The organism is Sphingomonas sp. PP-F2F-G114-C0414, from assembly GCF_003688595.1.
In the GTDB taxonomy this organism is placed as follows: Bacteria; Pseudomonadota; Alphaproteobacteria; order Sphingomonadales; family Sphingomonadaceae; genus Sphingomonas.
In genome coordinates this window covers 753495-774517 of record NZ_RCWT01000009.1, presented here as the reverse complement: position 1 = coordinate 774517, position 21023 = coordinate 753495, and the positions used below count along the sequence as shown (strand labels likewise).

The 21023-nt window shown below is 64.7% G+C and carries 23 protein-coding genes; 10 read left to right on the top strand and 13 right to left on the bottom strand.

From position 1 onward, the window contains the following. Positions 1-41 precede the first annotated feature (41 nt). The 3 genes from C8J47_RS04170 to C8J47_RS04160 all read right to left on the bottom strand — a co-directional run bounded on the left by C8J47_RS04170 (position 42) and on the right by C8J47_RS04160 (position 4299). On the bottom strand, positions 42-1331 hold the full coding sequence (locus C8J47_RS04170; protein WP_107952251.1) for an MFS transporter: 1290 nt from the start codon (positions 1329-1331) through the stop codon (positions 42-44). Then, entirely contained in the window at positions 1331-3472 is a 2142-nt protein-coding gene (locus C8J47_RS04165) for a M3 family metallopeptidase (protein ID WP_121884531.1), read from the bottom strand. Before C8J47_RS04165 ends, C8J47_RS04170 begins: the two co-directional genes overlap by 1 nt. A 107-nt stretch (positions 3473-3579) precedes the next feature. Continuing rightward, entirely contained in the window at positions 3580-4299 is a 720-nt protein-coding gene (locus C8J47_RS04160; RefSeq protein WP_121884743.1) for a Crp/Fnr family transcriptional regulator, read from the bottom strand. Between the two features lie 131 nt (positions 4300-4430). Between C8J47_RS04160 and gntA the strand changes: the two genes are divergently transcribed. After that, positions 4431-5117 carry a guanitoxin biosynthesis heme-dependent pre-guanitoxin N-hydroxylase GntA gene (gene gntA / locus C8J47_RS04155; RefSeq protein WP_056051135.1) on the top strand — a complete coding sequence of 229 codons (687 nt, stop codon included), beginning with the start codon at positions 4431-4433 and terminating at the stop codon, positions 5115-5117. After that, positions 5110-5697, top strand: a complete 588-nt coding sequence (locus C8J47_RS04150; protein WP_121884530.1) for a DUF1989 domain-containing protein — start codon at positions 5110-5112, stop codon at positions 5695-5697. Before gntA ends, C8J47_RS04150 begins: the two co-directional genes overlap by 8 nt. A 5-nt stretch (positions 5698-5702) precedes the next feature. Here the strand turns inward: C8J47_RS04150 and C8J47_RS04145 are convergent, their stop codons facing one another. Beyond that, positions 5703-6869 (bottom strand): alpha-hydroxy-acid oxidizing protein, encoded by a 1167-nt coding sequence (locus tag C8J47_RS04145; RefSeq protein WP_121884529.1) that lies wholly within the window; start codon positions 6867-6869, stop codon positions 5703-5705. A gap of 170 nt (positions 6870-7039) precedes the next feature. Between C8J47_RS04145 and C8J47_RS04140 the strand changes: the two genes are divergently transcribed. Genes C8J47_RS04140 through C8J47_RS04130 form a run of 3 tightly spaced genes read left to right on the top strand, consistent with a single transcriptional unit; the run spans position 7040 to position 11332 of the window. Beyond that, complete coding sequence (locus C8J47_RS04140; protein WP_121884528.1) at positions 7040-7726, top strand: ABC transporter ATP-binding protein; 687 nt, start codon at positions 7040-7042, stop codon at positions 7724-7726. Next, entirely contained in the window at positions 7716-10262 is a 2547-nt protein-coding gene (locus C8J47_RS04135; RefSeq protein ID WP_259467338.1) for an FtsX-like permease family protein, read from the top strand. Before C8J47_RS04140 ends, C8J47_RS04135 begins: the two co-directional genes overlap by 11 nt. Next, positions 10262-11332 carry a lipocalin-like domain-containing protein gene (locus C8J47_RS04130; protein WP_121884526.1) on the top strand — a complete coding sequence of 357 codons (1071 nt, stop codon included), beginning with the start codon at positions 10262-10264 and terminating at the stop codon, positions 11330-11332. The genes C8J47_RS04135 and C8J47_RS04130 overlap by 1 nt, the downstream gene beginning before the upstream one ends. A 10-nt stretch (positions 11333-11342) precedes the next feature. Here the strand turns inward: C8J47_RS04130 and C8J47_RS04125 are convergent, their stop codons facing one another. The 9 genes from C8J47_RS04125 to C8J47_RS04080 form a co-directional block, all read right to left on the bottom strand. After that, positions 11343-11912 (bottom strand): septal ring lytic transglycosylase RlpA family protein, encoded by a 570-nt coding sequence (locus C8J47_RS04125; RefSeq protein ID WP_121884742.1) that lies wholly within the window; start codon positions 11910-11912, stop codon positions 11343-11345. A 5-nt stretch (positions 11913-11917) separates the two neighbouring features. Next, a complete protein-coding gene (locus tag C8J47_RS19710) occupies positions 11918-12589 on the bottom strand; it encodes a cell wall hydrolase (RefSeq protein ID WP_121884525.1) in 672 nt (223 codons plus the stop codon). A gap of 190 nt (positions 12590-12779) precedes the next feature. Beyond that, positions 12780-13022 carry an AlpA family transcriptional regulator gene (locus C8J47_RS04115; RefSeq protein WP_107952245.1) on the bottom strand — a complete coding sequence of 81 codons (243 nt, stop codon included), beginning with the start codon at positions 13020-13022 and terminating at the stop codon, positions 12780-12782. Further along, complete coding sequence (locus C8J47_RS19120; protein ID WP_183129009.1) at positions 13019-13411, bottom strand: hypothetical protein; 393 nt, start codon at positions 13409-13411, stop codon at positions 13019-13021. Before C8J47_RS19120 ends, C8J47_RS04115 begins: the two co-directional genes overlap by 4 nt. Positions 13412-13707: 296 nt before the next feature. Then, complete coding sequence (locus C8J47_RS04105; protein WP_121884523.1) at positions 13708-13893, bottom strand: hypothetical protein; 186 nt, start codon at positions 13891-13893, stop codon at positions 13708-13710. Next, a complete protein-coding gene (locus C8J47_RS04100; protein WP_121884522.1) occupies positions 13890-14690 on the bottom strand; it encodes a hypothetical protein in 801 nt (266 codons plus the stop codon). The genes C8J47_RS04105 and C8J47_RS04100 overlap by 4 nt, the downstream gene beginning before the upstream one ends. An 84-nt stretch (positions 14691-14774) precedes the next feature. After that, entirely contained in the window at positions 14775-14987 is a 213-nt protein-coding gene (locus C8J47_RS04095; RefSeq protein ID WP_133030475.1) for a hypothetical protein, read from the bottom strand. 50 nt (positions 14988-15037) lie between these two features. Then, the gene (locus tag C8J47_RS04090) at positions 15038-15391 is read right to left on the bottom strand and encodes a hypothetical protein (protein ID WP_147454273.1); all 354 of its coding nucleotides are present in this window, start codon (positions 15389-15391) and stop codon (positions 15038-15040) included. Positions 15392-16053: 662 nt separating this feature from the next. After that, positions 16054-16941 (bottom strand): LysR family transcriptional regulator, encoded by an 888-nt coding sequence (locus C8J47_RS04080; RefSeq protein ID WP_121884518.1) that lies wholly within the window; start codon positions 16939-16941, stop codon positions 16054-16056. A 95-nt stretch (positions 16942-17036) separates the two neighbouring features. Here C8J47_RS04080 and C8J47_RS04075 point away from each other — a divergent pair, with 95 nt between their 5' ends. From C8J47_RS04075 to C8J47_RS04055, 5 genes are all read left to right on the top strand, one after another. After that, positions 17037-18140: an aldo/keto reductase gene (locus C8J47_RS04075; protein WP_121884517.1), complete on the top strand. Its 1104-nt coding sequence runs from the start codon at positions 17037-17039 to the stop codon at positions 18138-18140. 130 nt (positions 18141-18270) lie between these two features. Then, positions 18271-18447, top strand: a complete 177-nt coding sequence (locus tag C8J47_RS19785) for an NAD(P)-binding protein (RefSeq protein WP_121884516.1) — start codon at positions 18271-18273, stop codon at positions 18445-18447. 138 nt (positions 18448-18585) lie between these two features. Then, complete coding sequence (locus tag C8J47_RS04065; RefSeq protein WP_121884515.1) at positions 18586-18966, top strand: RidA family protein; 381 nt, start codon at positions 18586-18588, stop codon at positions 18964-18966. A gap of 289 nt (positions 18967-19255) precedes the next feature. Beyond that, complete coding sequence (locus tag C8J47_RS04060) at positions 19256-20356, top strand: histidine kinase dimerization/phosphoacceptor domain -containing protein (protein WP_121884514.1); 1101 nt, start codon at positions 19256-19258, stop codon at positions 20354-20356. After that, positions 20356-20820: a response regulator gene (locus C8J47_RS04055; RefSeq protein ID WP_121884513.1), complete on the top strand. Its 465-nt coding sequence runs from the start codon at positions 20356-20358 to the stop codon at positions 20818-20820. Before C8J47_RS04060 ends, C8J47_RS04055 begins: the two co-directional genes overlap by 1 nt. The last annotated feature ends 203 nt before the right edge of the window (positions 20821-21023 follow it).

Sequence of the window (21023 nt, the reverse complement as noted above, 5' to 3'; positions counted from 1 at the left end):
CACCCCAGCCCTCTCCCTGCAGGGGAGAGGGAGCAGTAAGTTCAATCCTCGACGATCTGACTGTTCGTCCGCGTGTCCTTCATGCGCAGGTACACGACCAGCGACACCGCGATCATCGCCGTCACATACCAGTAGAAGCCGCGTTCGAAGCCCGCGCCCTTGAACTTCAGCGCGACGAACTCCGCGGTCCCGCCGAACAGCGTGTTGGCGAGCGCATAGGGCAAGGCGACGCCAAGCGCGCGAATGTGCGCCGGGAACAGTTCCGCCTTCACGACCGCATTGATCGACGTATAGCCCGTCACGATCACCAGCGCCGCCATCACCAGCAGGCCAGCATAGATCGGGTTGGTCGCGGTCTCCAGTGCGGCGAAGATCGGGTAGGTGAACAGCACGCCGGCAATGCCGAACCCGACCATCAGCGGCTTGCGCCCGATCTTGTCCGAAAGCCCGCCCGCGATCGGCTGCAACAGCATGAACACGAACAGCGTCGCGGCGTTGATCTGGCTCGCCACTTCGCGGCTGAACCCGCTGGTGTTGACCAGGAACTTCTGCATGTAGATCGAGTAGGCATAGAAGGCGAGCGTACCGCCAGCGGTCAGCAGCATCACCGTGATCGTCTCGCGCGGATGCTTGGTGATCAGCTGGATGAAGCCCGACTTGGGCTTGCCGTCGCCTGCGTCAGCCTTGGCATTCTCGAAGCTCTGCGTCTCGGCAAGGCCACGACGGATGTAGAACACGACCACGGCGAGCACCGCGCCGATCGCGAACGGGATGCGCCAGCCCCAGGAATCGAGCGCCGCCTCGCTCATCGTCGATTGGAGGATCAGCAGCACGCAGATCGCGAGCAGCTGGCCCGAGATCAGCGTAACGTACTGGAACGACGAAAAGAACCCGCGGCGGTTCTTGCCCGCCATCTCGGTCAGGTACGTCGCCGACGCGCCGTATTCGCCGCCGACCGACAGACCCTGCATCAACCGCGCGATCACCAGCATCGTCGGTGCGAAGACGCCGATCGTCTCATAGCCCGGCGTGCACGCGATGATCAGCGAGCCCGCGCACATCAGCGTGACCGACACCGTCAGCCCCGCCTTGCGACCATGGCGATCCGCATAGATGCCCATGATCCATGCACCGATCGGCCGCATCAGGAAGCCGACCGCGAAGACCGCCGCCGTGCTGAGCAACTGCGCGGTGCGATCGGTCGACGGGAAGAAATGCGGTGCGAAATACAGGGTGAAGGCGGAATAGACGTACCAGTCGAACCATTCGACCAGATTGCCGGTCGATCCACCGATGATCGCCTTGAGGCGCGTTTTCTGATCGGGTGCCATTACTTCGTCCCCTGCGGAGCTTGTGTCGGAAAGCCGCGCTTCTTGAGGAGCGCATTCACGTCGGGATCACGCCCGCGGAACGCACGATACGCCTCGGCGCGATCGGTCTCGTTACCCGTCGACAGCAGGATCTTCGCGAACCTGTCCGCGGTCGGCTTGTCCCATGGACTGCCCGCCTCCTCGAACGCCGCGAAGGTGTCCGCGTCCATCGTCTCGGACCACAGGTAGCTGTAATAGCCCGCCGAATAGCTGTCCGAGGCGAACAGATGCTGGAACTGCGGCACGCGGTGGCGCATCACTAGCTGCTTCGGCATGCCGATTTCGGCGAGCGTCGCGGCCTCGAACTTGTCGGGGTCGATCACGCCGTCGGGGACGGTGTGGATCTTCATGTCGACGATCGCCGACGACAGATATTCCGCGGTCTTGAAGCCCTCGTTGAACTTGCTCGACTGCTCGATCTTGTCGAGCAACGCCTGCGGCATCGCCGCCTTGGTCTGGTAATGCCGCGCATATTTGTCGAGCACGTCGCGGGTCAGCAGCCAATGCTCGTTCACCTGGCTCGGATATTCGACGAAGTCGCGCGGCGTGCCGGCGAGCCCCGGATAATAGACGTTCTGGAGCATCGCGTGGATCGCGTGGCCGAACTCGTGGAACAGCGTCTGCGCATCGTCGAGGCTGATCAGGATCGGCTCGCCGGGCGCGCCCTTGGCGAAATTGTTGTTGTTAGACGACAGCACGAGCTGCGCCGGCGCGAGCCCACGTTGCCCACGATACGTGTTCGCCCACGCACCCGATCGCTTGCCGGTCCGCGCGAAATCGTCGCGATAGAACAGCCCGACATCCTTGCCGTTCTTGTCGGTCACGCTCCACACGCGCATGTTCGGTTCGAACACGGGCACGGTGCCGGTGATCTCCTTGAAGTTCAGCCCGTACAGCCGGTTGGCGGCGTACAGCGAACCCTGGATGATGTTCCCCAGCTCGAAATACGGCTTCAGCTGCGCCTGATCGAGGTCGTACCGAGCTTTCCGCACCTTCTCCTGGTAGAAGCGGTAATCCCACGGCTCGATCGTCAGCGAGGTGCCGGCGACCTTCTGCATGTCCGCGAGTTCCTCGGCCACGCGCGCCTTGGCGGCGGGCCAGACGCGCATCATCAGGTTCATCGCCGCGGCGGGCGTCTTGGCCATCGTGTCCTGCATCCGCCAGTCGGCATGCGTCTTGAACCCGAGCAGATGTGCGCGGTCGGCGCGGAGCTTGACGATCTGCGCGATCGTCGCGTTCGTGTCGTTCGCATCGCCATTGTCGCCGCGGTTGACGAACGCGCGCCACACCTTCTCGCGCAGCGCACGATCGGTGGCGTAGGTCAGCACGGGATCGACCGCCGACCGCGTGTTGACGATCGCGAAGCCCGGCAGCTTCCGCTCGGTAGCGGCAGCCTTGGCCACCGCCTTCACGCTATCGGGAAGCCCGGCAAGCTGTGCTTCATCGCCGACCGCGATGGCGGTGCTCTCGTCGGCGAGCAGCTTCTCGCCGAAGGTCGAGAACGCGGTCGCGAGTTGCTGGTTATACTGCGAAAGCTGAGTCTTCTGCGCGTCGGTCAGCTTGGCGCCCTGCCGCACATAGCTGTCGTAGATCCGCGTCACGAGCCGGATCTGCTGCGCGCTCAACCCGCTCGAATTGCGGCCTGCGTAGATCGTCTGGATCCGCGCGAACAGCGGCTTGTCGAACGTGATCGCGTCCGACGCGGCGGAGAATTTGGGCGACCATTCGCGGTCGAGCTTCTGATAGGCCGGGGTGTTCATGTTGCCGGTCATCACGCCGAACAGCGTCATCACCTGACCGTAGCGCCTGCCGGCCAACTGCATAGGTACGATGGTGTTGGCGAAGGTCGGCTTGGCCGGATTGTCGGCGATCTTGCGGTAGTCCGCGGTCCGTTCGGCGAGAGTCGTCTCGAACGCCTGCGGGAACAGTTCGGGGCGAACCTTGTCCCAGGGCGGCACTCCACCCAGCGGACCGGTCCAGTCCGCGAGCAAGGGGTTCGTGGCTGGCGTCGTCGGTGGCTGGGCGGCGGGCGCGAGCTGCGCGACGACGGAGGTAGACGCCATCAGCGCGACGGCGCTGGCGGCGAAGTATAGAAATTGCACATGGATCTCCCGGTCGATGTCCCGGGTAGCATAGTGATAAAGTCACAATGCGGAACCCTGCCGCAGGATCGGACGCGATCTTCGCCGATCCGCGACACTATTCCGGTTCACTGGTCCGTGTGCGTGCCATACAGATACTGCGGTTCGAATTCGGCAAGCTTGGCGAGTTTCTGCTGGTCGAGAATGCAGACCTGCCCGCCCTTGAACGTCAGCAATTCACGCTCGCGCAGCACGCGCAACACGCGGTTGACGTGGACTCCCGTCAACCCCGTCGCCTCCGCCAGATCGGGCTGGGTCATCGGCAACATGAACTGTCCGTCAGCCGCCATCCCGATCATCTCGAGCCGCGCGTTCAGTTCGCAGAACAGATGCGCGATCCGCCCTTCGGCGCCGAGCCGCCCGAGCCGGAAGATCCACTCGCGGTGCATCGCCGCATCGAGCAGCGTGCTGAACCACAGCTTTTTCGTCAGATGCGGATAGCGCTCGGTGATCGTCTGGAGCGTACGGTGTTCGAAGCAGGCGATCTTCACCGGCCCCAGCGTGGCGATGTCGTGATCGAGCCGCTTCATCGGGAAGGCATGGAGGTCGACGAAATCGCCCGGCACATGCACCGCGACCAGCTGACGCTGGCCTTCGCGATCGTCCATATAGCGGCACACGAAGCCCTCGATCAGCAGCGTGCTCGTCTCGATCAGATCGCCCGCGCGGACGATCTGTTTGCGCGCGGGCACCTGCCGCACGGATTCGATGCCGTCCTCCAGCACCTGCTTTTCTTCGTTGCTCAGCTCATGGCGGCCGCGCCCCATGAGGAATTTTTCCGAGATCATCGACACCCCTTCATCACCCGGCCTCGTACCGCCCCGCGCGATAGAAGAACAGATCGGGATTCGTACTGATCAATATCAAAGGTTATGCCGGATGCGAAACATTGCGGCGGTTCGCGGGTTCCTCCCCGACCATGTACCAGCCAATCTTCCAGAACGATCATCCGCTCGCGCGCAAGTTCATCGAAACGGTGCAGGCGCCGCAGTTTCCATGTGTCGGCGCCAAATCGGCGCTCGCCAAGGGACAGATGGACATCCTGGTCGCCCGTGACGTGCGATCTGCTTGGGACGACATGAGAATTTCTCCCGCGCTGGGTGAAACGGTGCGGAAATACCGTGAGGATCGCGCAATCTTCCGGACGCTCATCATTCTGTTCGAAGCGCCTGCTTTGCTGTCGGAAGAAGAGTTCGAGGCGCATCTTTGGGCCCGTGCTCAGTCACTTAGCGACAAGGACGAGTGGCTTGGCTACCGCCCCGACCCGTCGGTCAGCAGCGATCCCGACGATCCGCACTTTTCGCTGAGCTTTGCAGGCGAGGCGTTCTTCGTGGTCGGCCTGCATCCCAACGCGAGCCGTCCGGCGCGCAAGTTCGAATCGCCGGCGATGGTGTTCAACCTGCACGACCAGTTCGAAGTGCTGCGCGACCAGCAGCGCTACGACAAGTTGCGCTCGTCGATCCTCGCGCGCGATCTCGAATATGCCGGCTCGATGAACCCGATGCTGGCGCGCCACGGCGAATCGAGCGAAGCACGGCAGTATAGTGGGCGCGTCGTCGACGAATCCTGGAAATGCCCTTTCAAGCGAGGCGAAGCCCGTGGATGATATCAAGACGATCCCGCCGCGTTCGGGAGCCGGGTTCACGCTCGACAAGGGGCAGACGCTCACCGTGATCGATCCCGAGGGTCGTCAAGTGTCGGACTTGCTTGCCTACAACCGCGCGGACGTGCGTGAGGCGATCTCGTCGGGGCGGACGCTCGATTATGCGAGCCGACTGTACCTGACGACCGGCGACCTGCTCTATTCGAACCGCAGCAACGTTATGCTGGAGATCGTTTCGGACGATGTCGGACGGCATGATTTTCTGCTGACGCCATGTTCGAAGGAAACGTTCGCGATCATCTATGGCGATACCGATCCGCATCGCGGCTGTTTCGGCAATCTCGCCGAGGCGCTCGCGCCTTGGGATATCGAGCCCGACCAGATCCCGGTGGCATTCAACTGCTTCATGAACGTGCCGATCAATGGCGAAACGGGCGCCTTCACGGTCGAGCCGCCGCTGAGCAAGGCCGGTGACACGATCGTCTTCCGTGCGGCGATGGACCTCGTGATCGGCATGACCGCGTGTTCGGCGCTGCAGTCGAACGGCGGCAGTTTCAAGCCGATCCAGTACCGCATCGACTGAGCCGCTCAGCGCGATTGGCGAACCGCGCCGGCCGCGCGCACGTCGGCGATGCTCGGGTATCCGTTGACCGCCATCAGCAGGTCGGCTTCGGCGAGCAGGCACTTCAGGACATGCGCCGCGCCGTCCGCGCCATCGAGTGCCAGACCATAGGTATAGGGGCGGCCCACCCCGACCGCGGTTGCGCCGAGCGCGAGTGCCTTGACCACGTCGGTGCCGGAGCGCACGCCTGAATCGAACAGCACCGGCGTAGAGCCCGAGGCGGCGACGACATCGGCGAGCATGTCGATCGCGGCGATCCCGCCGTTCGCCTGGCGTCCGCCGTGGTTGGAGCAGTAGATCCCGTCCGCGCCCTCGTCGACCGTGCGCCGCGCATCCTCGGGGTGGCAGATGCCCTTGAGCACGATCGGCAGCTTGGTGAGCGAGCGCAGCCACGGCATGTCCGCCCAGGTCAGCACGCGTCCGAACGTCGCGGCCCACGCGCCGATCGCCGCCGCGGGATCCTCCTCGGGTGGTTTGGCGAGCAGTTTGCGGAAGGCGGGGTCGGAGAAGTAGTTCATCAGCACATGGCCGCGAAGCTGCGGGAAGTTCGCCGCATTCAGGTCGCGCGGTCGCCAGCCGGTCACCCAGGTGTCGAGCGTCACGACGATCGCCTTGTACCCCGCCGCCTCGGCGCGCTGGACCAGACTCTCGGCGACGCCGACGTCTTTCGGCGTGTAGAGCTGGAAGAAGCCCGGCGTATCGCCCAGCGCCTGCGCCACGGTTTCGAGCGGATCGTTCGACAGCGTCGACGCCATCAGCGGCACACCGGTCATAGCCGAAGCGCGCGCGGCGGCGAGATCGCCGTGCTGATCCTGCGTGCAAATGCCGTTGATCCCGACCGGAGCCATGAACAGCGGCGTCGGCAGCGTCATCCCGAATAGCTCGACCGACAGATCACGCGTCCGGCAGTCGACCATCATCCGCGGCACCAGGCCCCAATGGCTAAAGGCGCGCGCATTCTCGTCCTGCGTGAACTCGTCGCCGCACCCGCCCTGGAGATACGACAGCACCGCGGGCGGCAGCGCCGCGCTCGCGCGCCGTTCGAGCGTCGCGAAATCGACCGGCAGCTTCGGCACGACACCGCGCAGGCCCGCGCCATAGATCGCGTTCTGGAAATCACCGTACTGCGCCATCGGACCCTCTCGCGTTTTTTATTGCGGCGATCGTGCAGGAGCGGAGCCGCGCGGGCAAGCGGCGGAATACCCGCATGAAATACCGGGGCGGTAACATCGATGAACAGGATCAAGCGATATCCGCTAAATCGGACTTGCCCACCCCGCCCTCCTCCTGCACGGCTTGGGCCATGAGCGAACCCGCGCCCCTGTTATCGGTCAAGACGCTCGGCAAATCGGTGCCGGGGCCGCGGCGGCTGTTCGAGCACCTCGATCTCGAGGTCGCAGGCGGCGAGTTGGTCGCGATCATCGGCGAATCGGGGGTCGGCAAATCGACCTTGCTCAACATCCTCGCCGGGCTCGACGACGCCGACGAGGGCAGCGTCGCGATCGACGGCGTGATACTCGGCCCGCTCGACGAAACCGCGCGGACGCGGCTGCGGCGCGAGCGGATCGGCTTCGTGTTCCAGGCTTTCCACATCCTGCCTTATCTGACGTTGCAGCAGAACGTCGCGCTCCCTCTCGCGTTGATTGCGCCCGATGCCGGGGCGGCAAAAGTGCGTGCCGAGGCGATGCTCGATGCGGTCGGTCTCGGTCGCCGCGGCGACGGCTATGCGCGCGATCTGTCGGGCGGCGAATTGCAGCGTGTCGCGATCGCACGCGCGCTCGTCCACCGGCCTGCGTTGATGCTCGCCGACGAACCGACCGGCAATCTCGATCCCGAAACGGCGGCGCGCGTGCTGGCGTTGTTCGCCGATGCGGTGCGCGGCAACGGTGCAGCGGGGATCATGGTCACGCATTCGGCAGCGACCGCGGCGATCGCCGACCGCGTACTGACGCTCGGACGCGATGGGCTGGTGGAGCATCGTGGCGTCTGAGTCGCGTGAACCGAGTCTTCGCTCAAGCCGCCTCGCGCTCGGCTGGCTGATCGGCGGCGAGTGCCGGTTCCACCCTGCCCGCTTCCTGTTGACCGCGGTCGCGATCCTGGTCGGTGTGGCGCTCGGATTTGCGGTCCATCTCGTCAACGGATCGGCGCTAGCGGCGTTCGACGGAGCGATGCGCGGCGTCAGCGGTGCGGCCGAACTGTCGGTCCGCGCGACCAGCCCGCTCGGCATCGACGAACGGCTCTATCCGCGCGTGGCACGCGCCGACGGCGTCGCCGATGCGAGCCCGGTCGTCACGCTGGATGCGCGGGTCGGCAAGACCCGGCTGACGCTGCTCGGGGTCGACGTGATCCGTGCGGCGATGGTGACGCCGTCGCTGATCGGCGTGCGTCCGCCAAGTCTGGGCCAGGATGCGGCGAGTACCGACACCCCGTTCGACGAGGACTCGGTGTTCCTGTCGCGGGCCGCGCTGACGCAGGCCAGGACCGCGGTCGGGCGGCGCATCGTGGTGACCGCGAACGGCCGGTCGGTGCCGCTGCGTATCGCCGGCACGCTGCCCGCGTCCGACGCCGCGACCGCAGTCGCGGTGATCGACATCGCCGCCGCGCAGTGGCGGTTCGGGCGCCTCGGCCGGGTCGACCGGATCGACCTGGCGCTGGCGGATCGGCAAGCGGCGGAATCGGCGTGGCGCGCCATCCTGCCCGCCGACGCGATCCTCTCCAGCGCGCAGACGCAGAACGCGCAGGGCGACTCGTTGTCGCGCGCGTACCGGGTCAATCTCGACATGCTGGCGCTGGTGGCGCTGCTGACGGGCGGTTTCCTCGTCTATTCCGCGCAGTCGCTGTCGGTGGTCCGTCGCCAGCGCGCCTTCGCGTTGCTGCGGACGCTCGGCATGCCGCGTGGCGGGATCGTCGCGGCGGTGGTCGTCGAGGGGTTGGCGATCGGCTTGGTCGGCGCATCGGCGGGGCTCGCTGCTGGCTATGGCCTCGCCTGGGCGGCGCTACACTGGTTCGGTGGCGATCTCGGCGCGGGCTATTTCGGCGGCGGCGCGGCGCACGTCGTGTTCCAGCCGGGAGCGGCGCTCGGCTTCTTCGCGCTCGGGCTGCTTGCCGCTGTTCTGGGTAGCGCGCTCCCAGCACGCGCCGCCGCCCGCGCCGCGCCCGCCGCCGCGTTGAAGAACGCGGGCGACGTCCTCGACCCGCGCCGCGCCGTGCCGTGGTGGCCCGCCGCCGCGCTGTTGTTGGTCGGTGGCGGCGTGGCGATGCTGCCAGCGATAAACGGGCTCCCGCTGTTCGGCTTTGCCGGGATGGCGGCGATGCTTGCGGGCGGCGTCGCTGGCGTGCCGTGGTTCGCCCGGACGCTGCTCGCGCCGATGGCGAAGCGAACGCGCGGTAGCGTGCCGGGAATGCTGGCCATCCGCCATCTCCATGGTGCCCCCGGCGAAGCGGCGACCGCGCTGTGCGGGATCGTCGCGTCGACCGCGCTAATGATCGCGATGGCGACGATGGTGACCAGCTTTCGCGGCGCGGTCGACGAATGGCTCGGGCAGGTGCTGGGCGCCGATCTGTATCTGCGCACGACCGCGGGCGCGAGTTTCGATCCGGCGACGCGGACTCGTCTCGCCACCACGCCCGGCGTCGCGCGGCTCGCCTTCAGCCGCCAGATCCCGCTGACCATCACGCCCGATCGTCCACCGATCAGCCTGATCGCAAGGCCCGAACGCGGCGGTCGTGATCCGCTGTTGGTACTGATCGCGAAGGGGTCGGCCTTGCCCGCCAACGCCCTGCCCGTCTGGGTCTCCGAACCCGCACAACGGCTGTATGGCTGGGATCCGGACGAGACCATCACGCTGCCGATCGCCGGCCGCACTCGGTTCGTGGTCGCGGGCGTCTGGCGCGATTACGGACGGCAAGCGGGCGCGGTCCTAATCGACGAGGGCGATTACCAGCGGCTCACCGGCGACGAAGGCCGCGACGAGATTTCGGCGATGGTCGCGCCCGGCGGGGATATCGGCAAGGTCGCCGACGCGATGACCGCGCGCTTGCCCGCAAGCCTGCGCGATCAGGTCGAGGTCGGTCGCCCGGCAACGCTCAGGAAACTCGCGCTGACGCTCTTCGACCGGAGTTTCGCGGTGACCTATCTGCTCGAAGCGGTCGCGATTCTGGTCGGGCTGGCCGGCGTCGCGGCCACCATGTCGGCACAGACGATCGCGCGCGAACGCGAGTTCGGGATGCTGCGGCATCTCGGGCTGACGCGCCGCCAGTTGACCGCAATGCTGGGAATCGAAGGCGCGATCGTCGGGCTGACGGGTGCGCTTGCGGGGATCGGGCTAGGGTTGATCCTGTCACAGGTGCTGATCCACGTCATCAATCCCCAGTCGTTCAACTGGACGATGACGACGCGGATTCCCTACGAGACGCTGCTCGGGGTCGCCGCGGCGCTGACCGGGGCGGCCGCGATCACCGCCGTACTGGCAGGACGCCGCGCGACCGCGAGGAGTGCGGTGCAATCGGTACGAGAGGATTGGTGATGCGCCGCAAGCTGCCGTTGTTGCTTGGCTTGATCGCATCGCTCGGCATCGCCGCGCCAGCAGCGACGCCCTACCCCGTCGTCCGGCCCGGCATCGTCCTGCGCTTCCCGGCCGGCCACGGCGCGCATCCGCAGTTCCGCACCGAATGGTGGTACGTCACCGGCTGGCTGAAGACCGATGCGGGCGAGGATCTCGGGTTTCAGGTCACCTTCTTCCGCACGCGGCCGCCGGGCGACACGCGCAACCCGAGCCGGTTCGCGCCGAACCAGGTGCTGTTCGCGCACGCCGCACTGTCCGATCCCGCGACCGGCCGGCTGCTGCACGGCGAACGCGCCGCGCGGGCCGGCTTCGGCTTGGCGCAGGCGCGCACTGGCGATGCCGATATCGCGATCCGCGACTGGCGGATGCTGCGCGCGAAGGACGGGCATTGGACGACGCGCGTGACCGCCGACGGTTTCGGCCTGGCGCTCGATCTCCAGCCGACGCAGCCGCCGCTGCCGCAGGGTCGTGGCGGCTATAGCCAGAAGGGGCCGCGGCCCGAGGAAGCGAGCTATTATTACTCGATCCCGCATCTGCGCGTGACCGGGCGGGTGATGCGCGGCGGGCGAGCGGTCGCGGTGCGCGGCGAGGCGTGGCTCGATCGCGAATGGTCGTCGAACTATCTCGCACCGACCGCGCAAGGCTGGGATTGGACCGGGCTCAACTTCGACGACGGCTCCGCACTGATGGCGTTCCGCATCCGCCGCAAGGGGGGCGGGATCTTGTGGACGGGCGGGTCGCTGCGCCGCGCCGATGGCACGACGACGGTGTTCGGGCCCAACGACGTCGCGTTCCGCCCGCTCGCGACATGGCGGAGCAAGGCGACCGGCGCGACCTATCCGGTGGCGCAGGAGCTCAGCGTGCGTATCGCCGATCGGATCCAGCGCTGGCGCCTGACGCCGATGTTCGACGCGCAGGAACTCGACGCGCGCCGCAGCGGATTGCCGGTCTATTGGGAGGGTGCGGTTCGCACGCGTGGCGGCCGGGGGTATCTCGAGCTCACCGGCTACGATCGCGCGCTGGCGATGTAGGGCGCGCGCCTCAGAAGCCCGCGGCCGAAAGCTGCGACCGGAAGCTCAGGCGGTCATGCTCGGAGATCGGCGGCAATCCCTGTGCGGCCTTCCCCTTGCGCAACCGCGCGCGATCCTTTTCGGAAGGTTCGACGCGGCGGACTCGCACCGCAGCCAAACCGCCGGCGCGCACGCCAAGCAGTTCGGCGGCGCCGCGCGACAGGTCTAGGATCCGCGCATGACCGGCAAACGGTCCGCGATCGTTGATCCGGACGATGATCCGCCGCCCGGTATCGAGCGCGGTGACCTCGACATAGGTCGGCAGCGGCAGCGTCGTATGCGCCGCCGTCGGCCACTCGGCGCGGAAACGCTCGCCATTGGCGGTGCGGTTACCCGATTCACTGCCGTACCAGCTCGCATAGCCGAGCACGTCGTAGCTCGGGTCCGCCGCCGGGACATAGGTCGTGCCACGGACCCGATACGGGCCGCCGAGCTTTACCTGTGCGTCGCTGACCGGGCGGTACGATCCGCCCGCACACCCCGCCACGAGGAACACGCCGACGCACGCGATCCTGGCCAGCGGTCTCGAAAGTGTAAGCATGGACGTCATCGCCGTTGATAGAAGATATGGGATTCGACGGTCGCCACCTTGACGAGCGAGCTTCGCCAATACGGCACCATCCAGTCGGTATGATAGTGCGTCGCGCGGCCGACCGGCGCGTAGACATAGCCGCTCAGCGCACGGCGGGCGGCGCGACGCGCCTGCTCCCAGCCCTCATGTTCGGGCCGCCGCGTGCGCGATCCGTCGCAGCTGAATGAGAACTGGCACCCGGTCGTCCGGTTCGCGCCCTGGTAGACGACGCCGCACACCGTCTTGGGAAAGCCCGCCGCGCCGACGCGGTTGAGCACGACCTGGATCACCGCGCGCTGCGCGTCGCGGTCGTCGCCCGCCTCGTACAGCGCGACGGTCGCGAGGCAGTCGGTCGCCTGGAGCCGCGCGGCCGGACCGCCACGGAAGCGGAACGGCGTCGCCGCCCGGCGCTTGGCGGCCACTATCGGGACCAGAGCGTTCGAGGCACGCGCCTGCGCCATCGTCAGCCGCGGTTTCCGGTTGCCTGCGTTGGTTTCGGTCGGCCAGGGTACATCGGTCAGCCATCCGATGACGACCGCGAACGCAACGACGGCGCCGAGCAGGAGCAGCCAATGCTCGGACGATGGCCTCAGCCCGGACCGCTTGCGCCGTCGCGACGAGACATATCGGACCGGTCGCTTCGCCATCCCGCGTCCTTACCGGCGAAATTTTCGCAAGGGAACGATCGGTATGACGCTAGCCGCAAGGGTCGAAGCGCGATCGTTGGAGAGAGATGGTGCCCCTGGCCTCTGCCGGTTTTCGCCGATCATGATATTGTTGTTCCTGCGTTTTCATAGTTGATTGATTTGGGAGGTGCCCCCTTAAGTGCCCCCATCCTCAGGGGCGTAGGGGGCACGCTGCTAGCCGTTCGCGCATCCAATCATCGATGTCGGCCTGCCACCAGCCGCTGGCTTGCACGGTCAGCTTCACTTGCTGAGGGAACGTACCGGCCGCGACCATGCGGTAGATCGTCGATCGACCAAGGCCTGTGGTCTTCATCACGTCAGGTACGCGCAGGAAGCGACCGCCGGAGCTGGCCGCGCCGCGTTGTCTGGCGGTAGCGAGGGTCATAGCGGTCATGCGGCTTCCTTGAGGCAATCGTGTTCAAATAGGCGGGCGAGTACGGTGCGAAGACTGCGTGCATGGGCGAGGAGCCGTTCGCCCCTTCCCTCGCGGGCGGCCGCTGCGGACCTGATGTCGGCATCGGACGCGCCACGCTCGCCGCTGATTTTGTAATTGAGTGCGCGAACGGTGATGCAGAGTTCGTCTGCACGGCGGCCCTTGCCCATCAACCCCACTGCGGTATCCAGGCCCATCATCGGCACGACCTCGATAGGCAATGCTACCTGTTCCCGCTTTAAGGCACTCCCAGTTGGAGTGCGGCCCTGTTCCCGAATTGGGGAACAGGCAGCTAGCTGCTTCGATGGTTCATTCACGTGGGTTTCAACGGTCGCTGCAATGCTCATCATGAATTTCCCACTGGTGGAGATTCGGCTGCCATTGCGGAGCGATCGTCGCGGCGATCACACCGATCGACACGCCGCCCCCCCCTCATGAACAGAGCGATCCCGACGTCGTGAGGGATTGGCTGCGCGATCATGCGCGGCGGTCCGATACGCGGAGGCTGCCGGTTGTCGTTGGCTGCCATGGAAGCCGCTGCGGGAGCGGCTACAGGCTTGGCGTTTATCATCAGATGCGTTCCGGCAAGGCGGTGGCGTTCTCGGAAGCGCGTTCCGAGCGATGGGGTAGGGCGGACGTGTCGAAATTAGCGGGTGTGCTTGGCCTTGGGCGGTCGCAGGCGCGGCTTACTGGTCACGCGGTACGCCTCGACCAGTAGCGTCAGCCACCAGCGGACCAATAAGACCTGGAAAACCTCGCCGATCGGACGGGGCCTCGGCACCGTCTCCAACGGAGCGTAGAGGTCGGCCGGTTCGCGAGGCTTCACGATCATGCGGAAGCTCCGCCTTCTGGTGTGTGCCAGACCGATCGCAGAACCGCGGAGACGTCGATCGCGATCATGGACTTTGCGCCATCCGCGCGCGCCAATTTGCCTGCGTCGGGACCCCATCTGAAGCGGTAGTCGTCAGTCTCTCCAACCCGCCAGAAAAAGGTCAATTCCTCGGGGGATGCAACGCCGTCGGGCGCATAGCTCACCTCGGCCTGCTCGGTGATGTTCACATAGGGATCGAGGTGGCGGCGAAATTCCTCGCGCGGCATCCCTTCCCACAACTCCATGACGCGCACGGTTACCTTCTGCGCGCCGTGGATTTCAGCGGTCCACGGCACGATCTCGGCCCAAAGCTCGTCTTCCATCGAGATATTATCGGCCGCTTCTGCGGCAATCAGTGGGTTCGTCTCTGGGTCGAAGCCGGGGGCTTCAACTATGTCGCGATACCCCCAGCGCTTCACCCTGCGGGCGATCACGTTGCGCTCGATCATGTCGAGCGACCACATGGCGTGAACTTCGTCGCGAGTCGCGCCGCGACCGTCGAAGAACGCAATAGCGTCGCGATAGACCTTGCAGACCGACAGCATCCCTTTGATGCTGACGCCAAGGATGCGGAGCTGGTTCATGATCGCGGCAATGTTCGCCTCGTACCATTCGAACCGCAACTTAAAGCCGGTGCCCGTTTTCGGAGCCTCGATCGGGCGCAGCACGCCGCCCCGAACCCAGAACGTCATGACGTCCCGAGGGATTTCAGCCTTGGCCATGATATCGCCGCGTAGAATCGGCTCCTTGGTTGGCATCGGCCATCCTTGTATTCGACTGGCTCTCACTTCTAAGTGACCAAAGATCACTCCGCAAGCGACGATTTGGAAAGCCGGTGCCTGTCACGCTGCGTTCTGCCAAAGGATATCGATCCGCGCGTCTGCTATTGGGCCGTCTTCGTCCGCCGTGCCGCGGTCTAGGTCCCCGTCTTCCAAGTCCGGATCGCCTGCGGCTTGGTTCAGCAATCCAAACAACGCCTTGATCAGATTGCCAATCCGGATGCCGTCGACGCGATCGAGCGCAGCCGGCGCAACCGACTTAGCGAGGGCGAACACTTCGCCCTGCCTCACCAAGCTATCTGCGGCCTTCCGTTGCGACGCGGCCCTCACGCTGCCGTGACCTTTGGCAAGCGCTGGCCGGCCTTCTCCATTGCCCCGCCGACGTCGACGATCTCGGTTGCCTTGGTCCGGACCATCGTAAGCAACGACGCAATCGCACCCCAAAACTCGTTATCGATCAGGAAGGCGTCGGCGTGCTGATGACGCATCATTCCACGCTGCCGCTCGATCAAAACCTCGACGCCAAGTATCAGCGCGTCGATCGATTCGCCGCCCTCTTGGACGTCGCTGGAACCGCTCATGACTATGTCGCGGTCGGCCATGTCCACCAAAGGGACGTCGGCAGCATGAATTTCAGGTGCACGGATTGGCACACCCCTATAAGGGGCTTCAGCAGCCATATTCGATCTCCACTCGATCGGTTGTGGTCAGAGCTGGCGCGAGGGTCCTAAGCCTTGCGTCAGCTCGTCATATCTGGCACCAACTATTAACCATGTCAATTGTTGGCGCCAACAAAAGAGGTCGCGGAAGGCCGCCAGTGGGTTCGACACCCATCAACTTGCGCTTGGCTCCTGATCAACTCGCCACGCTGGATGCATGGATCGACCGCCAGACGAGCCCACTGTCTCGTCCCGAGGCAGTGCGCCAACTCATGATGGCACAGCTCGCCACAGCCGACTGATCCAGATTCGAATTTTGCATAATCCGCACAGACTGGGCCGCCTTTAGGGCTGTTGTTCCTGAACGGGGTCGTCCAAATCGGCTATGCAAATTCGCCCAGAGCATCACTGGTTCCGCCCGATTGGCATGAGTTTTCTGCGGCGATACAAATTCCTCTGGATCAGCCAGCCGCGAACGTCGGCAATCGGTCCTTGATGGCCCGGCCGGTTGGGGCCGGCGAGACCCATAGTCGGCCATCCGCGCGCCCTTCCACGCTTTCCAACTTCAGACACTCATTCATAAGCGCCTGCGCCTTCCAAGGTTGATGCCAACGTCCCCCACCGAGCGCCCAACGTACATCTTGAACATCACCGCTTTCATCCTCGCCAAAGCACGCTGGCGATCACACGCGCATCGCCGTCACGAAGGCCTGGAAGGCCGCAGTCGGTTGACGTCGGCTGGGATAGTAGAGGTGGTTCGGGGGTAACGTCGGTGCCCAACCGGCCAGCACTTCGACCAGCGTACCGTGGGCCAGTTGCAGCGCGGCGTGCGGCAGCGGCAGGCACGCCACCCCTAGCCCTGCCACGGCGGCGTCGCGCATCACATCGATGTCGTTGGTGATGAAGTCGCCGCGGACCGACCGTTCCGACGTCCGGCCGTCCCGCTCGAATTCCCAACGGTGGACGACGCCGGACGACGTGTATCGGTAACACAGGCAACGATGCGCCACGAGATCGTCGGGATCGAGCGGAGCCGGATGATCGGCGAGGTAGGCCGGAGCGGCAACGAAGACGAGAGGCACCGGCGCGCTGATCCGGACAGATATCATGTCGGCCTGCAGCGTCTGCGCGTGCCGGACCCCGCAATCGGAACGGTCGGCGACGATGTCGACTAGTCCGTCGTCGACGACCAGTTCGACGGCGATGTCGGGATAGGCACGTGCAAAGTCCGCCAGCCGCGGCAGGATAACGTAGATCGCCGCGACCCGATGCGCGCTGACCCGGATACGCCCCGCCGGTCGTTCGCGCGCGTTGTCCAGGTCGGCCAGCGCGCCCGCGACCGAGGCTATCGCCGGTCTCAACCGCACCAGCAGTTCCTCGCCCGCAGGCGTCGGCGCCAGCGAGCGGGTGGTACGGTCGAGCAGCCGCACACCCAGTTTCGTCTCCAGCGATCGCATCGCATGGCTGAGTGCAGAGGCCGACAATCCAAGCCGCGTCGCCGCTCGCGCGAAGCTGCCAGCCTCGACGATCGTTTCGAACACCGCGAGACCGGACCAGAGATCACGATCCATTCCTGAACATCCTTCAGCAACCCATGCGCCGCAGATGATCTAATCCTCGCGCCGTCCGGCGTCCATCTGGGGGCGACACACTGCAGGATGCCACCATGAACCTCGACACATATCGCCCGCTCGGCCGCTCCGGCCTTCTCGTTAGCCCGCTAGCGCTCGGCACGATGACCTTCGGCACGCCGCGATGGGGGCTGGACGAGAGCGGCAGCCGCGCGGTGTTCGACCGCTACACCGATCTGGGCGGCAATTTCATCGACACCGCCGACGTCTACGCAGGCGGGCGATCGGAAGAGATGGTCGGCAGTTTCGTCACCGCGCAATCGTCGCGCGACCGGCTGGTGATCGCGACGAAATCGGGATTTGCGACCGGCCGCGGCTATCACGCGGGCGGCAATGGCGCGCGCCACATATTCGCCTCCGTCGAAGGCTCGCTGCGCCGACTTCGGACGGACTTCATCGACCTGTACTGGGTGCATGTCTGGGACGGCGTCACGCCCGCCGAGGAACTGCTGCGGACGATGACCGCGCTCGTCGCAGCGGGCAAGATCCGCTATTGGGGCATATCCAACACACCGGCCTGGTACGTCGCCGAACTCGCGACGCTGGCGCGAGTCCAGGGCGATCCGGCGCCGATCGGCCTGCAATATTTCTACTCGCTGGTCGAACGCGGGGTCGAGGCCGAGCACCTGCCACTCGCCCGATCGGCCGGCATGGGTCTCGTCCCCTGGAGCCCCCTCGCCTATGGCCTGCTTACCGGCAAATACGACCGCGCGACCGTCGAGGCGGGTCCGAAGCGTGCGGGCGGCGTCCCCAACCAGGCCGGGCATGACGACGCCGCGCGGCCCGCCGACGACAAGCGGCTCGATGGCGACAACCCGTTCGGCGACACGCTGTTCACCGAGCGCAACTGGCAAATCCTCGACATACTGAAGCGCGTCGCAGCGGAGATCGGCGAGACGTCGGCGCGCGTAGCGCTGTCCTGGGTAGTCCGGCAGCCCGGCGTCGCATCGACGCTGATGGGCGTGAGCCGGGCGGCGCAGGTGACCGACAATGTCGCCGCGCTCAGCCTCAACCTGCCACCGGAGCACCGTGCCGCGCTCGATGCGGTAAGCGGTGACAACCTGCCGTTTCTATACGGCCTGTTCGCCCCTCCCGTACGCAACCAGGTCGTCTTCGGCGGCGGAGACGTTCGAAGGTGACGCGTCACCCGGAGCCGGCTGCCTGAGACTAAAGTCTGCGCCTAGGCCGGCTCTAATCGACGAGCCTGGCGTTTGAGGTCCTTCGGTCGGCCGTAAGTTCAGTCGCTGCACGCCGGGAGGGAGGAATGTCATGCGGAGCGGAATTATCGGTTTGGGAATGGCAGGCCTGTCCAGCGCCCAGGCGCTCCGCCACCAGGGTCACAATGCCATTTTGTTCGACACGAGCCACGGGCCCGGTGGCCGTATGTCTAGCCGTTGCATCGACACGCCGCTGTGTCATGCTGCGTCCGATCAAGGCGCGCAATAGCTGACGGCGCGCGACCCTGCGTTCGTGGCGCATGTCGACTGTTGGGCGTAAGGCGGCCATGTCGGGCGCACTAAAACTCTTGACCATTCCGAGTGCGCGGCGCCTCATACGGGCATTGATCCGGAGGCGCGGCGACGCATGTCCCGAACTATAATCTTCACAGCCGGCGCGCCTATTACACCGCCAGGCTATAGTCAGGCAGTAAAGGCTGCCGGGCTGGTGTTCGTATCGGGCACTCCTCCTGTCGACCCGCAGACTGGGAAGATCATTCCGGGATCAGTTCGGGAGCAGGTCGCACAATGCCTGGCGAATATCAGTGCGATCCTTGCCGAGGCAGGCAGCAGTCTGAAGCAAGCAGTCAGCGCGACGCTCATTTTGGCGGATGAGGAGGATTTCGCGGAGGCCGCCGAGGAATGGAGCAAGTGGTTCGACGTCGATCCTCCAGCGCGGCAAGGTGCCAAGATGCCAGTGCGGATCACTGGAATGAAAGTTTCGATTGCGATGATAGCCGAAGCCTAACATCACTCGCGGGCTGCTACCGTGTTCTCAGCATCGGCACCATTCGGACCCACAAGCGGACACTCATGAGCCGTTTCCGCTTTCCCCGTTTCTGCCGTTCGTTTATCTTCCAGCCTGCACGACATATCCCCGATTTGCTACCTCGAAGAGCCTTTGTACGCGCAAGCCATGCCGCCCAATGGTCATGCCTCAGTGAGACGAACTCGATCTCTCAGCGGAACGGAAGACGATCAAAACGATTTAGTCCCGGCACGGAGTTCGGCTGGTCGGCACGCTCCACGGAGGCGTGATGAAGCAGCGGGACGATTGGCATCTGACGGAAGCGCTCGATTACGAGCACGGGCGAGCGGACCCTTTTGCCGCGGCTGTTCGGGCTACCCGAATGCCTATGGTCATCACGGACCCCGCGCAGACCGATAACCCGATCGTCTTCTGCAACGAAGCCTTTCAAACGCTGTCGGGCTATGACCGAAGTGAAATCATTGGCCGTAACTGCCGCTTCCTGCAGGGTCCCGACACCGACCGAGAGCAGGTGGCTAAAGTGCGTCGGGCAATCGACGCCCAGACCGACATTGCCGTGGACCTTCTAAACTATCGAAAGGATGGATCTACGTTCTGGAACGCGTTGTATCTGAGCCCTGTACGCAATGACGCCGGTAAGGTTGTATTCTTCTTCGCCTCCCAGCTTGATGTTACTGACCGCGTCAAAGCGCAGACTATCATTTCAAAGCAGAAGTTATTGGTCGAACAGGAAGTCGAGGCGCGCACGTCAGACCTCGAGGCCGCGTTAGATGCGAAAACTCTGCTGCTTCACGAAGTCGACCACCGGGTAAAGAACAACCTTACGATGATCGGTTCGCTTCTGCGTTTGCAGGCGCGGAGCATATCTGACCCGGCCGTTTCATCAAAACTTGAAACCATGCTCGAACGGGTTGATGCGCTGGCGACAGTGCATCGCCGTCTTTATCAGTCGGACGACGTCACCCGGTTCGATGTCGGGGCGTTTACCGAAAATCTAATCAGCGACGTCGTTGGTGCCAGCCGACGCGACGACATCAAGCTTGTTTCGAACATTTCGCAAATAGAGGTGCCGTCCAGTAAGGCGGCATCGCTTGGGTTGATCCTCAACGAAATAGCGACCAACGCCATCAAGCATGCATTTGCCGACGGGCGAGCGGGTACGATTTCCGTCCGCACCGCCCTAGAAGGCAATAATGCCCTGATCGAAATCACCGATGATGGGCATGGGCTTGCCAGCAATGACGTTCAGCCGGACGGCATTGGCAAAATGCTTATTTCCCGCCTCGCCAAGCAAGTCAGGGCCGACGTCGTATGGTCCGACGCCGCCCCCGGTGTTCGTGTATCTCTCTCATTCCCGGTGGACGATTAATGAGTGGACGTGCCAAACCGCCGTTGAATGTGCTGATCGTCGAGGACGAAGCTCTTTTGGCGATGGATATTGAAGCGATGATCGAAGACGCCGGTCACCGTGTCGTCGGCGAGGCCGCGTCTCTCTACGAAGTTGAAGACCTGGCAGGCGATCTCCATCCGGACCTGGCTTTTGTCGACATACAGCTTGCGAAAGGCACCAGCGGCCTGGATGTCTGTGCACTGATCCGGAAGCGATGGGCGGACGCGATAGTCGTCTTCGTCACTGCAAACCCACTCAAGATCCCAGCCGACTTTGCCGGTGGCCATGGCGTCATACCCAAGCCCTTCTCCCGGAATGGTCTGATGTCCGCAATGCGCTACATTGAAGAGGGTGTCTGCGATCCGCCGCCCGTATCCCCGCAGCCAGCGAGCTTCATTGCAGCGCCCGCGTTTGCCGCAGAGTGGTCCCAGACCAGTCCCTGATTTCCGGGTTTAAGCGACAATCCACGGCCTCACGAAGTGGGACGACAGATGACAGAAGTTATGCATAATTTCGATTACGTTGATCCATCAACGTCTTACCGCTAGGACGTTCCCGCTTTGGACCGTCAGCCACTCCCGCCTTCGCCTATTCGACCGCACGATGCCTCAGGTGTCGTACGCGAGGCTGTCAACGCATTTGCGTC